14 protein-coding genes are annotated in these 18,150 nt (G+C 70.7%); 11 read left to right on the top strand and 3 right to left on the bottom strand.

Going from position 1 to position 18,150, the window contains the following annotated elements:
• Positions 1-4: 4 nt before the first annotated feature.
• Both KBY19_RS25840 and KBY19_RS25835 read left to right on the top strand, forming a co-directional pair.
• Positions 5-1,282: a helix-turn-helix domain-containing protein gene (locus KBY19_RS25840; protein WP_210966812.1), complete on the top strand. Its 1,278-nt coding sequence runs from the start codon at positions 5-7 to the stop codon at positions 1,280-1,282.
• A 12-nt stretch (positions 1,283-1,294) separates the two neighbouring features.
• On the top strand, positions 1,295-1,771 hold the full coding sequence (locus KBY19_RS25835) for a hypothetical protein (protein ID WP_099882354.1): 477 nt from the start codon (positions 1,295-1,297) through the stop codon (positions 1,769-1,771).
• A 54-nt stretch (positions 1,772-1,825) separates the two neighbouring features.
• Here KBY19_RS25835 and KBY19_RS25830 read toward each other — a convergent pair whose 3' ends face one another.
• Complete coding sequence (locus KBY19_RS25830; RefSeq protein WP_210966811.1) at positions 1,826-3,130, bottom strand: MFS transporter; 1,305 nt, start codon at positions 3,128-3,130, stop codon at positions 1,826-1,828.
• 187 nt (positions 3,131-3,317) lie between these two features.
• On the opposite strand from KBY19_RS25830, the gene KBY19_RS25825 reads away from it, so the two are divergent.
• Positions 3,318-4,886, top strand: coding sequence for an oxidoreductase (locus tag KBY19_RS25825; protein WP_210966810.1), 1,569 nt, complete (start codon positions 3,318-3,320; stop codon positions 4,884-4,886).
• Between the two features lie 60 nt (positions 4,887-4,946).
• On the opposite strand, the gene KBY19_RS25820 is transcribed toward KBY19_RS25825, so the two are convergent.
• Complete coding sequence (locus KBY19_RS25820; RefSeq protein WP_210957497.1) at positions 4,947-5,942, bottom strand: PHB depolymerase family esterase; 996 nt, start codon at positions 5,940-5,942, stop codon at positions 4,947-4,949.
• Positions 5,943-6,183: 241 nt separating this feature from the next.
• Between KBY19_RS25820 and KBY19_RS25815 the strand changes: the two genes are divergently transcribed.
• Both KBY19_RS25815 and KBY19_RS25810 read left to right on the top strand, forming a co-directional pair.
• Positions 6,184-7,014 carry a 3-hydroxybutyrate dehydrogenase gene (locus KBY19_RS25815; protein ID WP_099882346.1) on the top strand — a complete coding sequence of 277 codons (831 nt, stop codon included), beginning with the start codon at positions 6,184-6,186 and terminating at the stop codon, positions 7,012-7,014.
• Positions 7,015-7,024: 10 nt separating this feature from the next.
• A complete protein-coding gene (locus KBY19_RS25810) occupies positions 7,025-9,103 on the top strand; it encodes a GAF domain-containing protein (RefSeq protein WP_210966809.1) in 2,079 nt (692 codons plus the stop codon).
• Here the strand turns inward: KBY19_RS25810 and KBY19_RS25805 are convergent.
• On the bottom strand, positions 9,065-10,540 hold the full coding sequence (locus KBY19_RS25805; RefSeq protein ID WP_185017417.1) for an MFS transporter: 1,476 nt from the start codon (positions 10,538-10,540) through the stop codon (positions 9,065-9,067). The genes KBY19_RS25810 and KBY19_RS25805 overlap by 39 nt on opposite strands.
• 126 nt (positions 10,541-10,666) lie before the next feature.
• Between KBY19_RS25805 and KBY19_RS25800 the strand changes: the two genes are divergently transcribed.
• The 6 genes from KBY19_RS25800 (at position 10,667) to KBY19_RS25775 (ending at position 18,100) form a co-directional block, all read left to right on the top strand.
• Complete coding sequence (locus KBY19_RS25800) at positions 10,667-11,425, top strand: phosphoglyceromutase (protein ID WP_099882340.1); 759 nt, start codon at positions 10,667-10,669, stop codon at positions 11,423-11,425.
• Between the two features lie 264 nt (positions 11,426-11,689).
• A complete protein-coding gene (locus KBY19_RS25795; RefSeq protein WP_210966808.1) occupies positions 11,690-13,852 on the top strand; it encodes a serine/threonine-protein kinase in 2,163 nt (720 codons plus the stop codon).
• 46 nt (positions 13,853-13,898) lie between these two features.
• A complete protein-coding gene (locus tag KBY19_RS25790) occupies positions 13,899-14,390 on the top strand; it encodes a hypothetical protein (protein WP_099882336.1) in 492 nt (163 codons plus the stop codon).
• A 44-nt stretch (positions 14,391-14,434) separates the two neighbouring features.
• Entirely contained in the window at positions 14,435-16,102 is a 1,668-nt protein-coding gene (locus KBY19_RS25785) for a serine/threonine-protein kinase (RefSeq protein ID WP_210957494.1), read from the top strand.
• Between the two features lie 185 nt (positions 16,103-16,287).
• A complete protein-coding gene (locus KBY19_RS25780; protein WP_099882332.1) occupies positions 16,288-16,650 on the top strand; it encodes a cupin domain-containing protein in 363 nt (120 codons plus the stop codon).
• A 79-nt stretch (positions 16,651-16,729) separates the two neighbouring features.
• Positions 16,730-18,100: a sensor histidine kinase gene (locus KBY19_RS25775; protein WP_210966807.1), complete on the top strand. Its 1,371-nt coding sequence runs from the start codon at positions 16,730-16,732 to the stop codon at positions 18,098-18,100.
• Positions 18,101-18,150: the final 50 nt, after the last annotated feature.

Here is an 18,150-nt window from a genome sequence, read left to right as displayed (position 1 = left end):
ACGGATGGATTGGTCGACGAACGCTCTGCGGGAAGCGGCGAGGAAGGGGGACTACGGGCGGGTGGTCAAAATCTCCCGTACCGCACGAAATGTGTCCCAGCGGCAGCTTGGTGAGGCGTGTGGCCTGAGTCAGTCGGCAGTGTCTCGCCTGGAGGGGCGCGGCAACGCCTCGTACGACATGACGCAGCTTGCCAGGGTGGCTGCTCATCTGAAGATCCCGGCGCGGCTGGTCGGCCTGGCGGAACACATGGCGATGCCAGCCGCACCGGAGGATGGAACAGAGGACGTGGAACGGCGCGAATTCCTCGCCGGGACAGCGGCAGCTGTGACGAGTCCAGCACTCGCAGCGCTCGGCGGCACTCCCGCTCACGCGGACGCGGATACAGCCGCGGGCGGACGGGCCGCTGCACTCCGGCTCGCGACCAGCGCCTATCGGCGTATGGACGGTACGACGTCATCCCGGCGGCTTTCGGAGGCAGTGCAAGCGCACCTGCGGCTGACCCAAGCTGTTGCCGGTGACGCGAGAGGTGGTCAACGTGCCCGCCTGGCCGCCGTGGGCAGCGAGGCGGCGAGCTTCGCAGGGTGGCTGGCATGGGACATGGGCGACTATGGATCGGCTCGCACGTGGTACGGAACGGCCGTTTCGGCCGCGCGGAATGCCGGGGACCCGCTCCTGAGCGCGTACCAGGTCGGCAGCCTGGCCCAGTTCGAGAGTTACGCGGGAAACGCACAGCAGGGTCTCTCGCTGGTCGACGCAGCGCGCCACCACCTCGGGGCCGACGGCCCCGGTATCGCTGACGCGTGGCTCGCCACCGTCGAGGCGCTGGCCCACGCGGCCGGTGGGGACCGGCACCGATGCGAGCGGGCACTCGGGCGTGCTGCGCGATCGGCAGAGCGGATTCCGACCGGCGAAACGCCCCCGTGGCCCTGGGTGTTCTCGTTCAGTGCCGCCAAGGTAGCCGCAGCTCGCATCACGTGCGGTGCGCGCCTTGGCCTGGCCGGCTGGGTCTTCGGGGCCCAGGACGAGGCCGCGCCCGTGTGGTCGTCCGGGCACGACAAGGCGCGTGCGCTGCACGTGCTCGACATCGCATCGGCGCATCTTGCGGCCGGGCGGCCCGATGCCGCGTTCATGCTGGGCGCACAGGCCGTCGAGACCGGCGTACGGTACCGCTCGGGCCGGATCATCGAGCGGGCGCGCGCCTTGCGTCGTTCCTTCAGCTCCTCGTCCCTGCCGCGGGTGGTCCGGGACTTCGATGACAGGTTGTACGGCGTCTACCTGTGAGGTGGGGTAGTGATGCGCGTGGGAATCAGCGGGCACCGCGGATTGTCTGAGCGGACGGAACGGCTCGTGCGGGCCGAACTGCGGGACCGAATACAGCAGTACCGGAGCGAAGAGCTGGTGGGGATCTCCTGCTTGGCTGATGGACCTGATACCTGGTTCGCCGAGTTGGTCCTTGAGCGCGGTGGCAGGCTCGAAGCCGTGGTGCCTGCGCAGGAGTACCGCGAGGGGTTGCCCGGCTGGCACCACGACACGTACGACCGTTTGCTGCGCCAGGCGAGCGACATCCATGAGACGGGGCTCACCAGGTCCGATGAGAAGGCACACATGGCCGGGAGCGAGATCCTTGTCGGCCTCGCCGACCACTTGGTCGCAGTGTGGGACCGACAGCCCGCCCGGGGCTTCGGCGGAACGGCTGATGTTGTCGCCTATGCGCAGCGAACCGGGACTCCCGTCACGATCGTGTGGCCGGATGGCGCCGAACGGGACTGAACGGCGAATGCTCCTGTCCCGGCGGGCTCCCGCTGCGCGGTGGGCCCGCTGCCCTCAGTGCGTCGGCTCCCGTTCAGGTGCGGGAGACGTGGGTTCGGGGCACATTGGGGCGGGCTCTTCCGCTTCGGCGGCCCGCATGCTGCGCAGCAGCAAGCCGTAGCCCAGGGCTGCGAGGGTGCCGATTGCCGCGCTGGCGGCCCAGAGGGTGTCGGCGCCGTAGTGGTCGATGACGGCGCCGCCGAGCAGGGGGGCGCCGAGGTTGGCGACGGACCAGGAGAGGGTGTACATGCCCTGGTAGCGGCCTCGCCCGTGGGTGGGGGAGAGGCGGACGACCAGGCCCATCTGGGTGGGGGAGTTGATCATCTCGCCCAGCGTCCAGACCATCACTGCGAACGCGTAGAAGGCCGCCGACGACCCCGCGAACGCGTTCAGTCCGAAGCCGTACCCGGTCAGCAGGGCCGAGACGATCAGCAGCTTGGCGGGGTCGCGGTGTTCGATGAAGCGGGTGAGGGGGAGCTGCAGCAGCACGATCAGTACGCCGTTGACGGCGATCACGGTGCCGAAGTCGGTACTGCTCAGCCCCTGTTGGCCCATGGCGATGGGGAGTGAGACGAACGCCTGCTGGATCAGGGTGGCCAGCAGGAGGTTGAGTGCGACGACGGCCATGAAGCGGCTGTCCCGCAGCACCGTCCACATGGAGATGTCGGCCTCGCGGCCGGCGGGGCCGGGGCCGGGTTCCGGCGCGGCGGTCCGCGGTTTGGACTCCGCCAGCTTCCAGAAGGTGATCAGCGCGGTGGCCAGCACCATCGCGGCCTCGCCGAAGAACAGCAGGTGGTAGCTGTACTGGGCGATCAGCCCTGCGCCGGCGGAGGAGATCGCAAAGCCGAGGTTGATGGCCCAGTAGTTGAGCGAGAACGCCCGCACCCGGTCCTCCGGGCGGACGATGTCGGCCATCATCGCCTGCACGGCGGGCCGGGAGGCGTTGGTGGCCATACCGACGAGGCCGGCGACGGCGGCGATCGCCACCGGGTGGCTGACCAGTCCGAGCGCGGCGACGGACACGGCGGTCGACACCTGGGCGACCAGCAGGGTGGGCCGTCGGCCGATGCGGTCGGTCAGTACGCCCGCCCCGATGGAGGAGACGACGCCGCCGAGTCCGTACAGGGCACCGACGAGACCCGCGTACGAGGCCGAGTAGCCGCGCTCGACGGTCAGATACAGCGCGAGGAACGTCGCTACGAAGGCGCCGAGCCGGTTGACCAGCGTCCCGGTCCACAGCCACCAGAACTGGCGGGGGAGGCCGCCGACGCTCCTGGCCACGGCCTGCCCGAGTCTGCCGGACGAGACACCTGAACCCATGGCCGCTCCCCCTTGAAAGCCCGCACACCCCGTCTGGATGTAAGTGGCGTAACAGCAAGGCGCACGTTACCCGGCGCTGTTGTGGAGCCGCCAGCGAATTGACGGCTTCCGTCAATCGACCGCGGGTGGCGGCCTTCTGGGAAACTTCTGTCGCAGGGGCACGGGCCGGGACGGGGAGGGCAGCGGGGTGGCCGAGCGTGACAACGGGATACCGCCGGACGATCTGACAGCGGCGGAAGCGGGGCTGTGGCAGGCGTACCGGAACGGCAGCACCTACGATCTCCGTACGGGGGACGCCCGGGACGACGACCCGTTCGGCGCTGCCCCCTGGGGGCCCGAACGCACCGTACGGGCCCGGATCGTCGCGCGGGTGCTGCTCGACGGACCACCTCCACTGCCCGGCAGAGCGCCCGCGCTGAAGCTCCAGGGCTGCTGCATCACCGGTCACCTCAACCTGTCCAACTCGGAGATCACCGTCCCCGTCGAACTCCAGGAATGCCGACTGGAGTCACCGTTGCTGCTCGTCGACTGTCGCGCGGGCCTGGTGATCCTGCACCGGTGCTGGGCGCCGCGAGTGGAAGCGACGCGCCTCACCGTCGAGGGCGATCTGCGGCTGACCAGGAGCGAGTTGTCCCGTGGCATGGCCCTCGCACAGGCCAACATCGGAACGGACCTCAGCCTGGAGGGCCTCCAGCTGGGCGGCGACCGGCATGAGAAGGCGCTGGACGCCGACGGACTGAACGTCGGTCAGGACGTGAACGCCGATCTGCTGGAGGCCAACGGCGAGTTGTCACTGCGGGGTGCCCGGGTAGGCGGCACGGTGTCCCTGCGCGGCTGTCGGCTGAGCCACCCGGGCGGAAGGTCGGTGCTCACCGCCTCCAGGCTCACCGTCGAGGAGAACTTCCTGCTGACCCCCTACGCGGCGCTCCCGGACACCGGCTCGGGCTCCACGACGCGTCTCGCCCGGTTGCGGCCCGCCGTTCTCCGAGGGAACGTGCACCTCGACAGCTCGACCTTCGGGGGAACCGTGGACCTGGAGCGGGCCCGGCTGGAGATGACGGACGAGCAGGAGTTCTCGCTGCGCGGGGTGCAGGCCGCGCAGTTGACGTTCACCCCTGAGCCCCCGGAGAGGGGGAGGGTCGTGCTGCAGGACGCCGTCGTGAGCCACTTGAGCGACAAGGCTGAGAGCTGGCCGGGGTCCGGCCGGTTGCAGTTGCGCGGCTTCACCTACGAGACGCTGGTCCCCAGGGGCCCCTTTCCGCTGGCTCGTCGGCTGGAGTGGGTGCACGCGGCCACCCCGGAGTTCGCGCCGGAGCCGTACGACCGTCTCGCCGCCTGTCTCCAGGCCGGTGGCGAGGAGGCCGACGCGCACACCGTCCTCCTCGCCAAGCTCCGGCGGCGCCGGGGGATGCTGCCGCTGCCGCTGCGCGTATGGGACTACATCCAGGACCTCGCCCTGGGCTACGGCTACCGCCCCGGCCGCGCCGTGCTGTGGCTCACCCTGCTGCTGACGGCAGGCTCGGTGTGGTTCGCGAAGAACCCGCCGCCCGCCCTCAAGCCCGACGAGGCACCGCAGTGGGTGCCGTTCATCTATACGCTCGATCTGCTGCTGCCCGTGCTCGACCTCGGGCAGGAGGCGGCCTGGCGGACGACGGGCGCCTCGCAGTGGATAGCCCTCGTCCTGGTCATCCTCGGCTGGCTGCTGGCCACGATCGTGACCGCGGGGGCCGCGGCCGTCATCCTGCGCCGGAACTGAGGGCCGGGCCGGACCGACGACGGACCGACGGCCGGACCGACCCCCGGACCGACCGACGGATCAGCCGGTCAGCTTCCAGTCCCGCAGCAGGTGGTCCGTCGAGCAGATGGTGTCCAGGAAGTTGGCGCCCGCCTTCCCACAGCCCTCGCTCGGCTTGACCGGCGTCCCGTGGCCCATGCCGGCCACCAGGTATCGGCGTACCGCCGTCTGTCCCTCGCCGTCCTGGTAGTCGGACCGGGTGGTGCCGCCGGGCAGTTGGTGGGTGGCGTCCGCGGTCTGGTCGGCGCCCAGGACGTCGGTCCACTGCTCGACGGACTCGGTGGAGTTGCGCGGTGCGACGGTGTAGTCGGCCGTGCCGTGCCAGACCGAGACCTTCGGGCGGGGGCCGGTGTATCCGGGGTACGCGGCGCGTACCAGGTCGCCCCACTGCCGAGGGGTCTTGTCGACGCCCGGGTTCATGCAGGTGAAGGCGCCGATCAGGGAGGTCGCACAGCCGTGCGGCAGCCCGGCGACGACGCCGCCGCCCGCGAAGGCGTCGGGGTAGGCGGCGAGCAGCGCTGAGGTCATCGCGCCACCGGCCGACAGCCCGGTGACGTAGACCCGGGAGGGGTCGGCGTCCAGGTCCCGTACGGTGCGCTCGACCATCTGCCGGACGGACAGCGCCTCGCCGCGGCCCCGCGCGGTGTCCGAGGACTGGAACCAGTTGAAGCACCGGTTGGCGTTGTTGGCCGACTCCTGCTGTGGCGCGACGACGGAGAAGCCGTGCTCGTCGGCGGCCCGCTGCCAGCCCGCGCCGTCGAAGTACGTCGCCGCGTTCTGGGTGCAGCCGTGCAGGACGACGACCACGGGGCGGCCGGTGCCGAGCCCGTCGGGTGTGTAGCGGTACATGGACAGGGCGCCGGGGTTCGTGCCGAAGTCGGTGACGCGCTCCAGGGTGGCGGCGCCGGCGCGGTGCTGCCGCCCGTCGGCCGACGCGGACGAGGTGCCGGAGACGCCGAGTGCGGAGAGGGTGAGGGCGGCCAGCAGTACTGCCGCGGTGCGCACGGAGGTTCGCATGAGGGATTCCTTCCGTGGTGCCTGTGGGGGATACGGGCCCGAAGCCCGGTCAGCCGTAACGTAGGGCGCGGGCCGGGAGGGGCGAACGTGCGCGCCCGCCAGCCGCGTCGCCCTGCCGCTGTGCGACCGCCACATTGCCGACGCCGCACCGGTCCGGGTGTGTCACCGGCACATACGGCCCTCTTGAAGTGCGGGTCGGCACCACATCCGGCCGGCCGGCAGCCGCCCCTAGGCTGCGGCCATGACGCCTGAGCCCGAGTCCGCGCCCGCGCAGTCCCCCTCCGTCTCCCTGGACCTCAGCGGCCGTACGGCCCTGGTCACCGGCGCGGCCGGCGGCATCGGGCGGGCCTGTGCCGTGCGGCTCGCGGCGGCCGGGGCCCGGCTGCGCGCGGTCGACCTGGACCCCGAGGGGCTCAAGTCGCTCGCGGAGGAGGTGGCGGGGGCGGACGGTGCCACGGGCCGGGAGCCGGTCGAGCTGCACCCGCTCGATCTGACGGCCCCCGCGGGGCTGGACGCGGCCGAGCGCGCCGCGGACGGCGCCGATGTGCTCGTCAACGCCGCCGGCACCCAACTCGTCCGGCCCATCGAGAAGTTCCCGCCCGAGGTGTTCCACCGGATGCTCACCCTCATGCTGGAGGCGCCCTTCCGCACCACCCGGGGAGCGCTGCCGCAGATGTATGCGCGGGGGTGGGGCCGGGTCGTGCACATCTCCTCCGTGCACGGGCTGCGGGCCTCCGCCTACAAGTCGGCGTATGTGGCGGCCAAGCACGGCCTGGAGGGGCTGTCCAAGACGACGGCGTTGGAGGCGGCCCCCCACGGGGTGACCTCCAACTGCGTCAACCCGGCCTATGTGCGCACGCCGCTGGTGGAGCGGCAGATCGCGGACCAGGCCGAGGCGCACGGCATTCCGGCCGAGCGGGTCGTCACCGACATCATGCTCGCGGACTCGGCTCTCAAGCGGCTGCTGGAGCCGTGGGAGGTCGCCGAGGCGGTCGCCTATCTGTGCACTCCCGCCGCCGCTTTCCTCACCGGATCCGCCCTGCCCCTCGACGGCGCGTGGAGTGCTCACTGACCCTGTGGCCATGCGCAGCCCCACCGACAACAGCGCGGACGGCCCCGAGCCCGCCGTCCCCGAGGCCGAGGCCGCCTGCCTCGGCTACCTCGAACTGCTCACCCGCGGCGCCCCGGCCGAGGCGTACGACGATCCGGCGGCGTACGGCGATCCGGCGTCGCCCGCAGCGTCCGCGGCCACCCGGCTCCCCGGCGCCGACCCCGGGACCGGCGCCGACCCCGGGACCGGCGCCGACCCCGGGACCGGGGCGTGGGCCGGGGGCGGGGTCTCCGCTGCCGAGCGCGGCAAGCAGCTGGCGTTGCGTATCCGCGCCGAACTCGAAGCCAGGCGACGGCGGGAAGCCGAGCTGACGGCGCTGTTCGAGACGGTGCACGACCTGGCCGGGCTCCGCGACCTGGACGACGTGCTGCAGGCCATCGTGCAGCGGGCCCGCCGTCTGCTGAGCACCGAGGTCGCCTATATGACGCTCAACGACCCGGAGCGTGGCGACACCTATATGCGGGTCACCGAGGGCTCGGTCTCCGCCCGCTTCCAACAGCTGCGGCTCGGCATGGGGGAGGGCCTGGGCGGGCTCGTGGCGCAGACCGCGCGCCCCTACGCGACCCAGAACTACCCCCGCGACGCCCGCTTCCAGCACACCGACCCCATCGACAGCGGCGTCGGCGAGGAAGGACTGATCGCCATTCTCGGAGTGCCGCTGCTGCTCGGCGGCCGGGAGGTCATCGGCGTGCTGTACGCGGCCGACCGGCGGGAGCGCGTCTTCGAGCCCGAACAGATCGCACTGCTGCGCTCGTTCGCCGCGCACGCCGCCGTCGCTCTCGACAACACCCGGCTGCTGTCCGAGACGACACAGGCGCTGGCCGGGCTGCGGGCGGTCAACGAGACCATCCGCCGCGCCTCCGACGTGCACGACCGGCTGACGGAGCTGGTGCTGCGCGGCGGCGGGGTGGACGATGTGACCCGGGCGCTGGCGGAGGTGCTGGGCGGGCGCGTCGAGTTCGGCGAACGAGCCGAGTTCGCCGAGCACGGGGAGCGGGCCGACACGGCCTGGACGTCGGCCATCGAGCGCTCGCGCCGCGACGGCCACGCCGTACGCGAGGGCGACACCTGGGTGGCCGCCGTCACCGCGGGCGGCGAACTGCTGGGCGCGCTGCTGCTGCACGGGCACGCCGAGCTTGCGCCCGTCGACCAGCGCACCCTGGAGCGCGCCGCGATGGTGACCTCACTGCTGCAACTCGCCCGCCGCTCGGCGGGCGAGGCCGAACAGCGGGTGCGGGGCGAACTGTTGGACGACCTGCTGGACGCCGCGCACCGCGACCCGCACCTGCTGCGCGACCGCGCCGCCCGGGTCAACGCCGACCTGGACCTCCCGCACACCGTGCTGGCCGTACGACTGGACCCCTCCGGGCAGGGCACCCAGCCACCGGACGAGGTGGACCGGCAGCGCCTCTGGTCGGCGGCCACCCACCTCGCCGCCACCCGCCACGGCCTGGCCGCGACCCGCGACGGCGGCCCCGTCCTGCTGCTGCCCCTGAGGCGACCGGGCTCCGCACGGACCGTCGACGGCGGGGACGGAGCCGTCTCCGGAACGGCCCGCCAGGTCGCCGCCGAGCTGGGCCGCGCGGTCGGCGGACCGGTCACCGTCGGCGCCTCCGCGCCCGTGCCCTCCCCCGCCGCCCGCCCCGGCTCCGTCGCCGCCGCCTACCCGGAGGCCCGCCGCTGTCTGGAGGCGCTCAGCCTGCTCGGCCGCAGCGGCGAGGGCGCCGCGGCCGAGGACCTGGGCTTCCTCGGGCTGCTGCTGACCGACGCGCGGGACGTGGCGGGCTTCGTACGCCGCACCCTGGGCCCCGCACTCGACTACGACGAGCGGCGCGGGACCGAACTGGTGGCCACCCTGGACGCCTACTTCGCCAGCGGTGCGAGCCCTGTACGGGCCAAGGAGATGCTGCACGTCCACGTCAACACCGTCGCCCAGCGGCTGGAGCGGGTGGGCCGGCTGCTGGGCGACGACTGGCAGGAACCGCATCGGGCGCTGGAGATCCAGCTCGCGCTACGGCTCCACCGGCTGACGGGTGCCCTCGGCGGCTGAGTCGGGCGATCCGCCCGCGCCGGGCGCGGGGGCCGCATCCCGGCGGCCCTGCTCCCCGGCCGCCGCCGGCTCGCCCACCGTCGCCAGATCCCGGTCCCGCGTCTCCGCCGCGCAGGCCAGCGCCACCACGGTCAGCAGCGCGGCGGCGATCACATACACCGACACCATCGCCGACCCGTCGTACTCCGCCAGCAGCGCGGTGGCGATCATCGGCGCGGGCGCCCCGGCCGCCACCGAGGAGAACTGCGCCCCGATCGAGGCACCCGAGTACCGCATCCGGGTGGCGAACAGCTCGGAGAAGAACGCCGCCTGCGGCGCGTACATCGCCCCGTGCAGCACCAGCCCGACCGTCACGGCGAGCGTGATCCACCCGAAGTCCCCGGTGTCCAGCAGCGCGAAGAACGGGAAGATCCACGCGCCGACGCCGACCGCGCCCAGGAAGTAGACGGGGCGCCGCCCCACCCGGTCCGAGAGGGCACCCCACAGCGGAATGACCGCGAAGTGCACGGCGGAGGCGATCAGCACCGCGTTCAGCCCGGTCTGCTTGGACAGATCCAGATGGTCGGTGAGATACACCAGCAGGAACGCCGTCAGCACGTAGAAGCTGATGTTCTCCGCCATCCGGGCCCCCATCGCCACCAGCACATCACGCCAGTGGTGCCGCAGCACGGCCAGCAGCGGCAGCTCCTCCACGGCGCTCCCGCCGGCCTTGCGGTCCTGCTCCTTGCGGGCCTCCGCACGGGCGCGGGCCTCCTGGAAGACCGGCGACTCGTCCACGGCCAGCCGCACCCACAGACCGACCAGCACCAGCACACCGGAGAGCAGGAACGGCACCCGCCAGCCCCAGCTCTCGAACGCACCGTCCGACAGCAGCGCCGTCAGCGCCGCCAGCACCCCGGTCGCCAGCAGCTGACCCGCGGGCGCCCCCGTCTGCGGCCAGGAGGCCCAGAAGCCGCGCCGCCGCGGATCCCCGTGCTCGGAGACCAGCAGCACCGCACCGCCCCACTCGCCGCCCAGCGCGAAGCCCTGCACCAGCCGCAGCGCCGTCAGCAGGACGGGGGCGAACGCGCCCACTGTCGCGTGGGTGGGCAGCAGCCCGATGGCGAACGTGGCACCGCCCATCAGCAGCAAGCTGATGACCAGCAGCTTCTTCCGGCCGACGCGGTCGCCGTAGTGACCGAAGACCAGTGCCCCGACGGGCCGGGCCGCGAAGCCCACCGCGTAGGTGAGGAATGCCAGCAGCGTGCCGACGAGCGGATCGGAGTCCGGGAAGAACAGCTTGTTGAAGACGAGCGCGGCGGCCGAGCCGTAGAGGAAGAAGTCGTACCACTCGATGGTGGTACCGACCAGGCTGGCCGCGACGATCCGGCGCAGCGAACCGGGACCGGCGGCGGGCGCGCGCCCCGGCGACTCTGGGGACGAAGAAGGGGAGACCATGCCGCCGCACGCTAGGGAAACCCGCCGCCGCCCCCCATGTGGCGGCACCCCACACTTCGCCGTCCCGCTGTGCGGTGGGGCCCCACCTCGTCCGGGCCCCCCAGGGGGACGCGTAGGCTCTCAGGTATGGCCGACGCACCGTACAAGCTGATTCTGCTCCGCCATGGCGAGAGCGAATGGAACGCCAAGAACCTGTTCACCGGCTGGGTGGACGTCAACCTCACCGAGAAGGGCGAGAAGGAGGCGGTCCGCGGCGGCGAGCTGCTCAAGGACGCCGGCCTGCTCCCCGATGTGCTGCACACCTCCGTGCAGAAGCGCGCGATCCGCACCGCGCAGCTGTCGCTGGAGGCCGCGGACCGCCTGTGGATCCCCGTGCGCCGCTCCTGGCGGCTGAACGAGCGCCACTACGGGGCGCTCCAGGGCAAGGACAAGGCGCAGGTCCGCGACGAGTTCGGCGAGGAGCAGTTCATGCTCTGGCGCCGCTCCTACGACACCCCGCCGCCTGCCCTGGAGGACGGCGCCGAGTTCTCGCAGAGCGACGACCCCCGCTACGCGGGCGTCCCCAGCGAGCTGCGGCCGCGCACCGAGTGCCTCAAGGACGTCGTCGAGCGGATGCTGCCGTACTGGTTCGACGGCATCATCCCCGACCTGATCGCCGGGCACACCGTGCTGGTCGCCGCGCACGGCAACTCCCTGCGCGCCCTGGTCAAGCACCTGGACGGGATCTCCGACGAGGACATCGCCGGTCTCAACATCCCCACCGGCATCCCGCTCACCTATGAGCTGGACGCCGACTTCCACCCGGTCAAGAAGGGCGGCACCTACCTCGACCCGGAGGCCGCCAAGGCCGCCATCGAAGCGGTGAAGAACCAGGGCAAGAAGTAGCACCAGGGGCACGAGTAAGCCCCCTGCCTGCGGTTTCTCCGCCGGTAGGGGGCTCTTCGTCGGCTGTGGGCCGTCTGCGGGCCGTGGGCCCGTCCACCAGGAGTTTCGCCGGTTCGCAGACCCGTCCAATACGCGGCCGGCGCCGTCGGGTCCGGAAAGGCTCAGTACCCGCTCCGGACGATTCACCAGTTTGTCGAAATCTCAACGGGCTCTGGCCGTCGTCGACTACAGTGACGCACGCTCCCGGTTCCGGAAGAACCGGCTGTGATCCTCAGGAACGAAGTCACGTCGCACCACCTTGAATCAGCCTTCATCGGGGAGAGGCCGTCCGTGTGGGATCTGGCGCCGTCTGATCCGCGCATGGTGGGGTCGTACCGGACCCGTGCGGTGTTGGGTGAGGGTGGGATGGGCCGGGTGTTGCTCGCCTCTGATTCCGTGGGCGGTCTGGTTGCGGTAAAGCTCGTGCGTGATGTTTTTGCCGCTTATGACAGCACTTTCCGGCAGCGTCTGCGTCGTGAGGGTGTGGCTGCGCAGAGGGTCCGCAGTCGTCGAACTGCCCGAGTGGTCGATGTGGACGCCGATGCCGGAGTGCCGTGGCTGGCCTATGAGTTCCACCAGGGACCCACCCTTCAGCGTGCGCTGGCCGTGACCTCGGCGTTGCCGGAGAGCGGCGTGCTGCGTCTCGCTGCGGGACTTGCGACGGCGTTGCGCGATATCCATGCCGCCCGGTTCATTCATCGTGATGTGTCGACTGCCAATGTTCTGTTGGGTGATGACGGGCCGGTGGTGATTGATTTCGGTATTGCCAGGTCGGTCGCCCCGGAAGCTGGTGCATCCGATCAGACTCAACTGGTCACCGTGACGCGCACCGGCATGGTGATCGGCAATCCGGGATTTATGTCGCCCGAGCAGGCGATGGGAATGTCTGATCTCACCCCGGCCAGCGACATCTTCTCGCTGGGGACTCTGCTCGCGACAGCGGCCACCGGCCGTAATCCGTTCCAGGGCACAAGCAGCGAGCAGGTCCGTTTCAACGTCATGATGGCCAGTGCGGATCTGGAACAGGTACCCGCCGCACTTCGCCAGGTCATCGAGCCCTGCCTGGCCCGCGACCCGGCCCGACGGCCCGATGCGCAAACCCTCCTGACCACTATCGGCACACCGACCCTGACCCCACCCCTGTGGCCCGAAGCCGTCCACACGCTCATCCGACAGCAACATGCGGAACTGGACCGCTACACCGAGATCGAACCTGCCACCGTCCTCCCCGGACCACACGACCTCGACCCGACAAAGCTCTTCACAACAGGAACGGAACCGAGCACCAGTCTCGATCCGTCCCGGGCCGACGCACCGGCCACCCCGGGGGTGACGAGGCGCACCGGCCTGCGCTTGCTGGCCGCCGGAGTCGCTGCAGCCGGAGCCGCGGCCGCAGCCGTCGCCGTACCCTGGTCGTTCGGTGACGACAGCGAAGCCGCGGGGGAGAAACCAGCCGAAGCCGCAGCCGGCGCCTTTCCCGTGAGGATCAAACACAACTACGGAGAGACGGTTGTCCGGTCCAGGCCGCAACGCGTGGCCGCCTGGGGCTGGGGCACTGCCGAGGTCGCGATCGCGCTGGGCACGTTCCCGGTCGGCATCGCCGAGGAGGAAGCCGAATCCGGCAGGGGCATACTGCCCTGGGTGGCTCAAGCCTACGAGGACGAAGATCTCGATGCCCCCGTCCTCTTCAGCAAGAGTGGCTCGGCGAGCTGGGCGTTCCCCGAGGAACAGATCGCTGCGACCAAACCCGACCTCATTCTCGCTCCGTACTCGGGCCTGACCGAAGAGCAGTACAAGAAACTCAGCGCGATCGCACCGGTCGTGGCCCGCCCTGCGGGTGCTTCGGTGGAACCATGGGAAGGCGTCATCGCCACTACTGCGAAAGCGCTGGGCGTGGCCGCGAAGGGCAAGGAGCTACTCGCGAAATCCGACGCCCGGCTGGCTGAACTCGGGCAGCAGCACGGGCTCCCCGGATTGTCCTTCGCGGCGGTCGTCAACGATCCACCCCGGAACAGGGTCCACGTCTTTTCCGATGCCAGCCCCGTCGTCCGGGTGCTCGAAGGGTTGGGCCTGCGGCTGGCGGCCGCGGTGCCCGAGTTGGATACCGACGACGACGGCATGATGTACGCCCTCGACTACGAGGATCTGGACGGGCTCGAATCCGATGTCATCATCCTGTACTCCACTACGTCCGAGCTGGCCGAACGGGATCTGGCCAACGAGGAACTGAACGCGCTGCCGGCCTTCGCGGCAGGGCGTGTCGCCCGACTCTTCGGCACCGACGAGTTCGCCTCGGCGGCCTCACCGACGGTGCTGTCGATCCGCTGGGCCGGCGGAATGCCGGTGCTGGCCGAGTCCCTGGAGAAGGCGGAGGCCGTCGCGCACTGACCCCGCGTTCCGCCCCCACCCGCAACGACGGAAGGACCTGTCTCCCATGCGCCGTCCCAGCGCCGTACTCGCAGCCGGCCTCATCTCCCTGGCCTTGCTGACCGCTTGCTCCGATGAGCAGAAGGACGGCCCCTCCCGGGCCGGCAGCACCGCTGATTCCTCAGCCCCCTCCGTCAAAGCGTCGGAAGACAAGCTGGAGAAGCAGGACGAGGTCCCCGACGAATGGCCTCCGGAGATCCCCTTGCCGCTCGGTTACAAGATCAAGGCGGGCTCGGAACCCACTCAGGGCGAATACCACAGCGCGCAGGTCATCGGCTTGCCCAAGAAGGCAGTGACGGCCACGCTCAACGAGTTCGAGTCCAACGGGTTCACCCAGAAGGGCCGCAGTAAGACGATGAACGAAAGAGGTTTCTTCCGTTTCGTCAACAAGAAATGGGATGTCAATCTCACTGCTGCCCCGATGGACAAGAAGGGGGAGCCCACCATGGAGGACACAGGGGTCTACACGTTGCTGTACATGGTCGGCCCGGCTGAATAGCGCCTTTCGCCGAATCGAATCAGGACAGCTGCGGGAGGCCGTCTGTGTGGGAGCTGGCGCCGTCTGATCCGCGTGTGGTCGGGTCGTACCGGACTCGTGCGGTGTTGGGTGAGGGCGGCATGGGGCGGGTGCTGCTGGCCACTGATGCCGCGGGCGGCCTTGTCGCGGTCAAGCTCGTGCGTGATGTCTTTGCCGCCTACGACGATTCGTTCCGGCAGCGTCTGCGCCGTGAGGCCGTGGCTGCGCAGCGAGTCCGCAGTCTGCGTACGGCCGACGTGGTCGATGCGGATGTCGATGCCGGAGTGCCGTGGCTGGCATATGAGTTCCATCATGGGCCCACTCTTCAGCGAGCGTTGAAGGCCGCGGTGCTGCCGGAAGACAGTGTGCTGCACCTTGCGGCAGGACTCGCGACGGCATTGCGCGATATCCACGCTGCCCGGTTCGTTCATCGTGATCTGTCGATCGCCAATGTTCTGTTGGCCGCGGACGGACCGGTGGTGATTGATTTCGGTATCGCGAGATCAATCGTTCCGGAAGCCGGGGCCTCGGAGCAGACCCAACTGGTGACTGTGACACGTACGGGCGTGGTGATCGGCAACCCGGGCTTCATGTCGCCCGAGCAGGCCATGGGTATGTCTGAGCTGACTCCGGCCAGCGACATCTTCTCTTTGGGGACGCTGCTGGCGACAGCTGCCACGGGCCGCAATCCTTTCCAAGGCGCCAGCGGCGAAGAGACTCGTTTCAACGTCATGATGGCCCATGCGGATCTGGATCGGATTCCTGCCGCGCTGTCTCGTGTGATCGAGGCATGCCTGGAGCGTGACCCCGCCCGGCGGCCGGATGCGCAAACCGTCCTGGCCGGCATCGGTACACCGCCGGACCGGACTACGTCCCTGTGGCCCGAAGCCGTCCACACGCTCATCCGGGAGCAGCAGTCGGAACTGCGCCGCTACACCGAGATCGAACCCACCACCGTCTTTCCCGGACCACACGATCTCGATCCGACAAAGATCTTCACAACAGGAGCGACGGACAGTCCGGAAGCGGAACCGGAATCAGGACCCGAACCGGCCCCGGAACCGGGTGCACGTCCCTCGCGTTCGTGGCGTGCGCGGCTGGCCGTCGCCGCCCTCGCGGTGGTCGTGGTGCTCGGCGCCTGGTGGACAGCGTCCGCGCTGACCGACAGCGGAGGCCCCGAAGGCACACCCCAAGCCGGCCCGTCCGCTGACACAGCTGCGTCCGGTCACCCATTCGTCGACGTCTCTCGAGGCGACTGCTTTCGCAACACCGGGACTATGCAGGAGATGGACTTCGAGCCGGCCAAGTGCGGGGGGAGGGAAGTTTTCGAGGTCCTGCGTGCTTTCGACAACACCACTGACCGCAGCGTGTGCGACTACGTCGACCACGTCGAATGGCGCTATTCCGCCCGCGATCCCGATGTGACGGTCTGTCTCGTGTACCGCCACAGCGACGGAGCCGCGTACAACGCGGACCGGGGCGACTGCGTCGACGGAGGAACCGAGGGGAGGGCATGGACAGTGAAGCGGTGCCGACCCTCCGGAATGGTGGTCGTCGGCCGGATCGAGGGCCGGAGTTCTTCGCAGGACTGCGAGCGGGTTCCCCACAACAAGAGGGATCACTACTTCACCGTGGAGGGATCACCTGAACTGAACGTCCGCTTGTGTATGGGCATGATCGGACCCGGCACCTGAGCGGAGGCGTTCCGTCGTCTGCGCCCGGTCCCCCGAGCTCGTCCGGCGCCCGGTCCCGGCGAAGTCCGGTACGGTCTCGCGACCGCGCGTCCCGGGCGCAATCCGCGCCGCCCGGCCTTCCGGATGCGATCACGCTTCGGGCCCCGGACGATGGGGCGGGGGACGGTCGATGTGGGAGGCGTGCCATGGCGGGACTTGTTCGCAAGAGCTTCGACGCACCGGACGAGGTCCGGCCCTTCGAGGGCGGTACGGGGCAACTGGATGTCGTCAACCTGGCCGGGGGCGAGGTGGGCCGGGGGACGTTCCTGCCGGGCTGGCAGTGGTCCAAGCACGTCAAGCCGATCGCCGGGACGGAGAGCTGCCAGGCGGCGCACGCCGGGTACATCGTCTCGGGACGGATGAAGATCGTGATGGAGGACGGCGAAGAGGTCGAGATCGGGCCCGGTGACGCCTTGGACTGCCCGCCTGGGCACGACGCCTGGGTCGTCGGCCAGGAACCCTGTGTCCTCGTCGACTGGCAGGGCTTCTCGGGGTACGCCAAGCGCTGACTCGCGCCCCGATGCCCGACGGTGCCCGGCCGGCCCCGGTCCGGCGGGCACCCTGCCGTCTCCCGCATACGCTCGGAACATGACGATCCACCCCGTTTCGGCGCTGACGCAGCGGCTGCTGCCCGGGGAACTGACCACGGGCGGCCCGCCGGATCCGCGGCAGGTGCGGCGCAGCGCCCGCGACTGGGTCGTCGACGTCCTGCTGTTCGGCTGGGCGGTCCTGTGCTGGGCGGCGCTGCTCCAGCAGGCTGAGGCCAAGGAGTACCTGCCCGGCTGGCTGGTGGCGATCGACCCGCCGCTGGGTGCGCTGGCCTGCCTGTCGCTGTGGCTGCGGCGCCGGTGGCCGCTGGGTGTGGCGCTGGCGGCGGTGCCCGCCGCGGCACTGACCGACACCGTCGTCGGCGCGCTCGCCGTGATCATCTTCAATCTGGCGCTGCGCATCCCGCTGCGTCCGGCCGCGCTGGTGCTGCTGCTGCATCTGGCGGCCACGCTCCCCTACGTCCTGTTCTACGGGGTGCCGCACGAGGAGCGCTGGACGGTTGCCGTCTTCGTGCTCATCTTCTACCTGCTCTTCTTCACCTGGGGCAGCGCCACCCGGGCCCGGCGGCAGCTGGTGCTCAAGCTGCGGGAGGACGCGGTGCGCGCGCAGGCGGACCATGAGCGGCGGCTGGCGGACGTGCGACGGGCCGAGCGGCGGGCGATCGCCCGGGAGATGCACGACGTGCTCGCGCACCGCGTTTCGCTGCTGTCCGTGCACGCGGGCGCGCTCGCCTACCGCACACGGCGCACGGCGGCGGGCGAGGGCGCGGCGTTGGACGACTCGGAGATCGCCGAGAGCGCCACCGTCATCCGCGACAACGCGCACCAGGCGCTGGAGGAGCTGCGCGATGTGCTGCACGTCCTGCGCGAGGACGAGAAGGAGGAAGCCACCTGCCCCGCCGGGCGCCCGGGCGAGGCCGGCGGCAGCGGGGCGGTCGGAACGTCCGACGGCGCGCGGCCGCAGCCGGATCTGACCCGGCTCGGTGAGCTGGTCGACGAGGCGCGTGCCGCGGGCCAGACTGTCCGCTTCGACCAGGAGCTTCCCGAGCGGGCCGACGGCGAGGGAGGCTGGCCGCTGCGCCCCCAGTTGCAGCGCACCGCCTACCGGGCGGTTCAGGAGGGGCTCACCAACGCGCGCAAGCACGCACCCGGCAGCCCGGTCCAGGTACGGGTGGCGGGCACCGTGGGGGAGGAGCTGACGGTGCGGGTCAGCAACCCGCTGCCCGGGGCGCGCGAGCCGAGGCGCGGCGAAGCGGAGATCCCGGGTGCCGGCGCCGGGCTGACGGGGCTGCGGGAGCGGCTGGAGATCGAGGGCGGCACCCTCGCCTACGGTCCGGAGAACGGCAGGTTCACGCTGCTGGTCCGGCTGCCGTGGCCGCCTCCGGAGACGGGGTACGAGGCGGGGCCGTAGCGCGGGGACGCGAGAGGGCGCGCGAGGCGGGGCCCTGACCCGTCGAACCG

Origin of the sequence: Streptomyces sp. B15, from assembly GCF_018070605.1 — a bacterium.
In the GTDB taxonomy this organism is placed as follows: Bacteria; Actinomycetota; Actinomycetes; order Streptomycetales; family Streptomycetaceae; genus Streptomyces; species Streptomyces smyrnaeus.
The sequence above is the reverse complement of the archived record's forward strand: the minus strand, read 5'-3'. Positions and strand labels throughout refer to the sequence as shown.

Coding starts and splice junctions, on each gene's coding strand:
- KBY19_RS25830 (WP_210966811.1), bottom strand. CDS start 3,130: ATGGGTTCAGGTGTCTCGTCCGGCAGACTCGGGCAGGCCGTGGCCAGG.
- KBY19_RS25835 (WP_099882354.1), top strand. CDS start 1,295: ATGCGCGTGGGAATCAGCGGGCACCGCGGATTGTCTGAGCGGACGGAA.
- KBY19_RS25790 (WP_099882336.1), top strand. CDS start 13,899: ATGCGCCGTCCCAGCGCCGTACTCGCAGCCGGCCTCATCTCCCTGGCC.
- KBY19_RS25780 (WP_099882332.1), top strand. CDS start 16,288: ATGGCGGGACTTGTTCGCAAGAGCTTCGACGCACCGGACGAGGTCCGG.
- KBY19_RS25805 (WP_185017417.1), bottom strand. CDS start 10,540: ATGGTCTCCCCTTCTTCGTCCCCAGAGTCGCCGGGGCGCGCGCCCGCC.
- KBY19_RS25820 (WP_210957497.1), bottom strand. CDS start 5,942: ATGCGAACCTCCGTGCGCACCGCGGCAGTACTGCTGGCCGCCCTCACC.
- KBY19_RS25775 (WP_210966807.1), top strand. CDS start 16,730: ATGACGATCCACCCCGTTTCGGCGCTGACGCAGCGGCTGCTGCCCGGG.
- KBY19_RS25800 (WP_099882340.1), top strand. CDS start 10,667: ATGGCCGACGCACCGTACAAGCTGATTCTGCTCCGCCATGGCGAGAGC.
- KBY19_RS25840 (WP_210966812.1), top strand. CDS start 5: ATGGATTGGTCGACGAACGCTCTGCGGGAAGCGGCGAGGAAGGGGGAC.
- KBY19_RS25815 (WP_099882346.1), top strand. CDS start 6,184: ATGACGCCTGAGCCCGAGTCCGCGCCCGCGCAGTCCCCCTCCGTCTCC.
- KBY19_RS25810 (WP_210966809.1), top strand. CDS start 7,025: ATGCGCAGCCCCACCGACAACAGCGCGGACGGCCCCGAGCCCGCCGTC.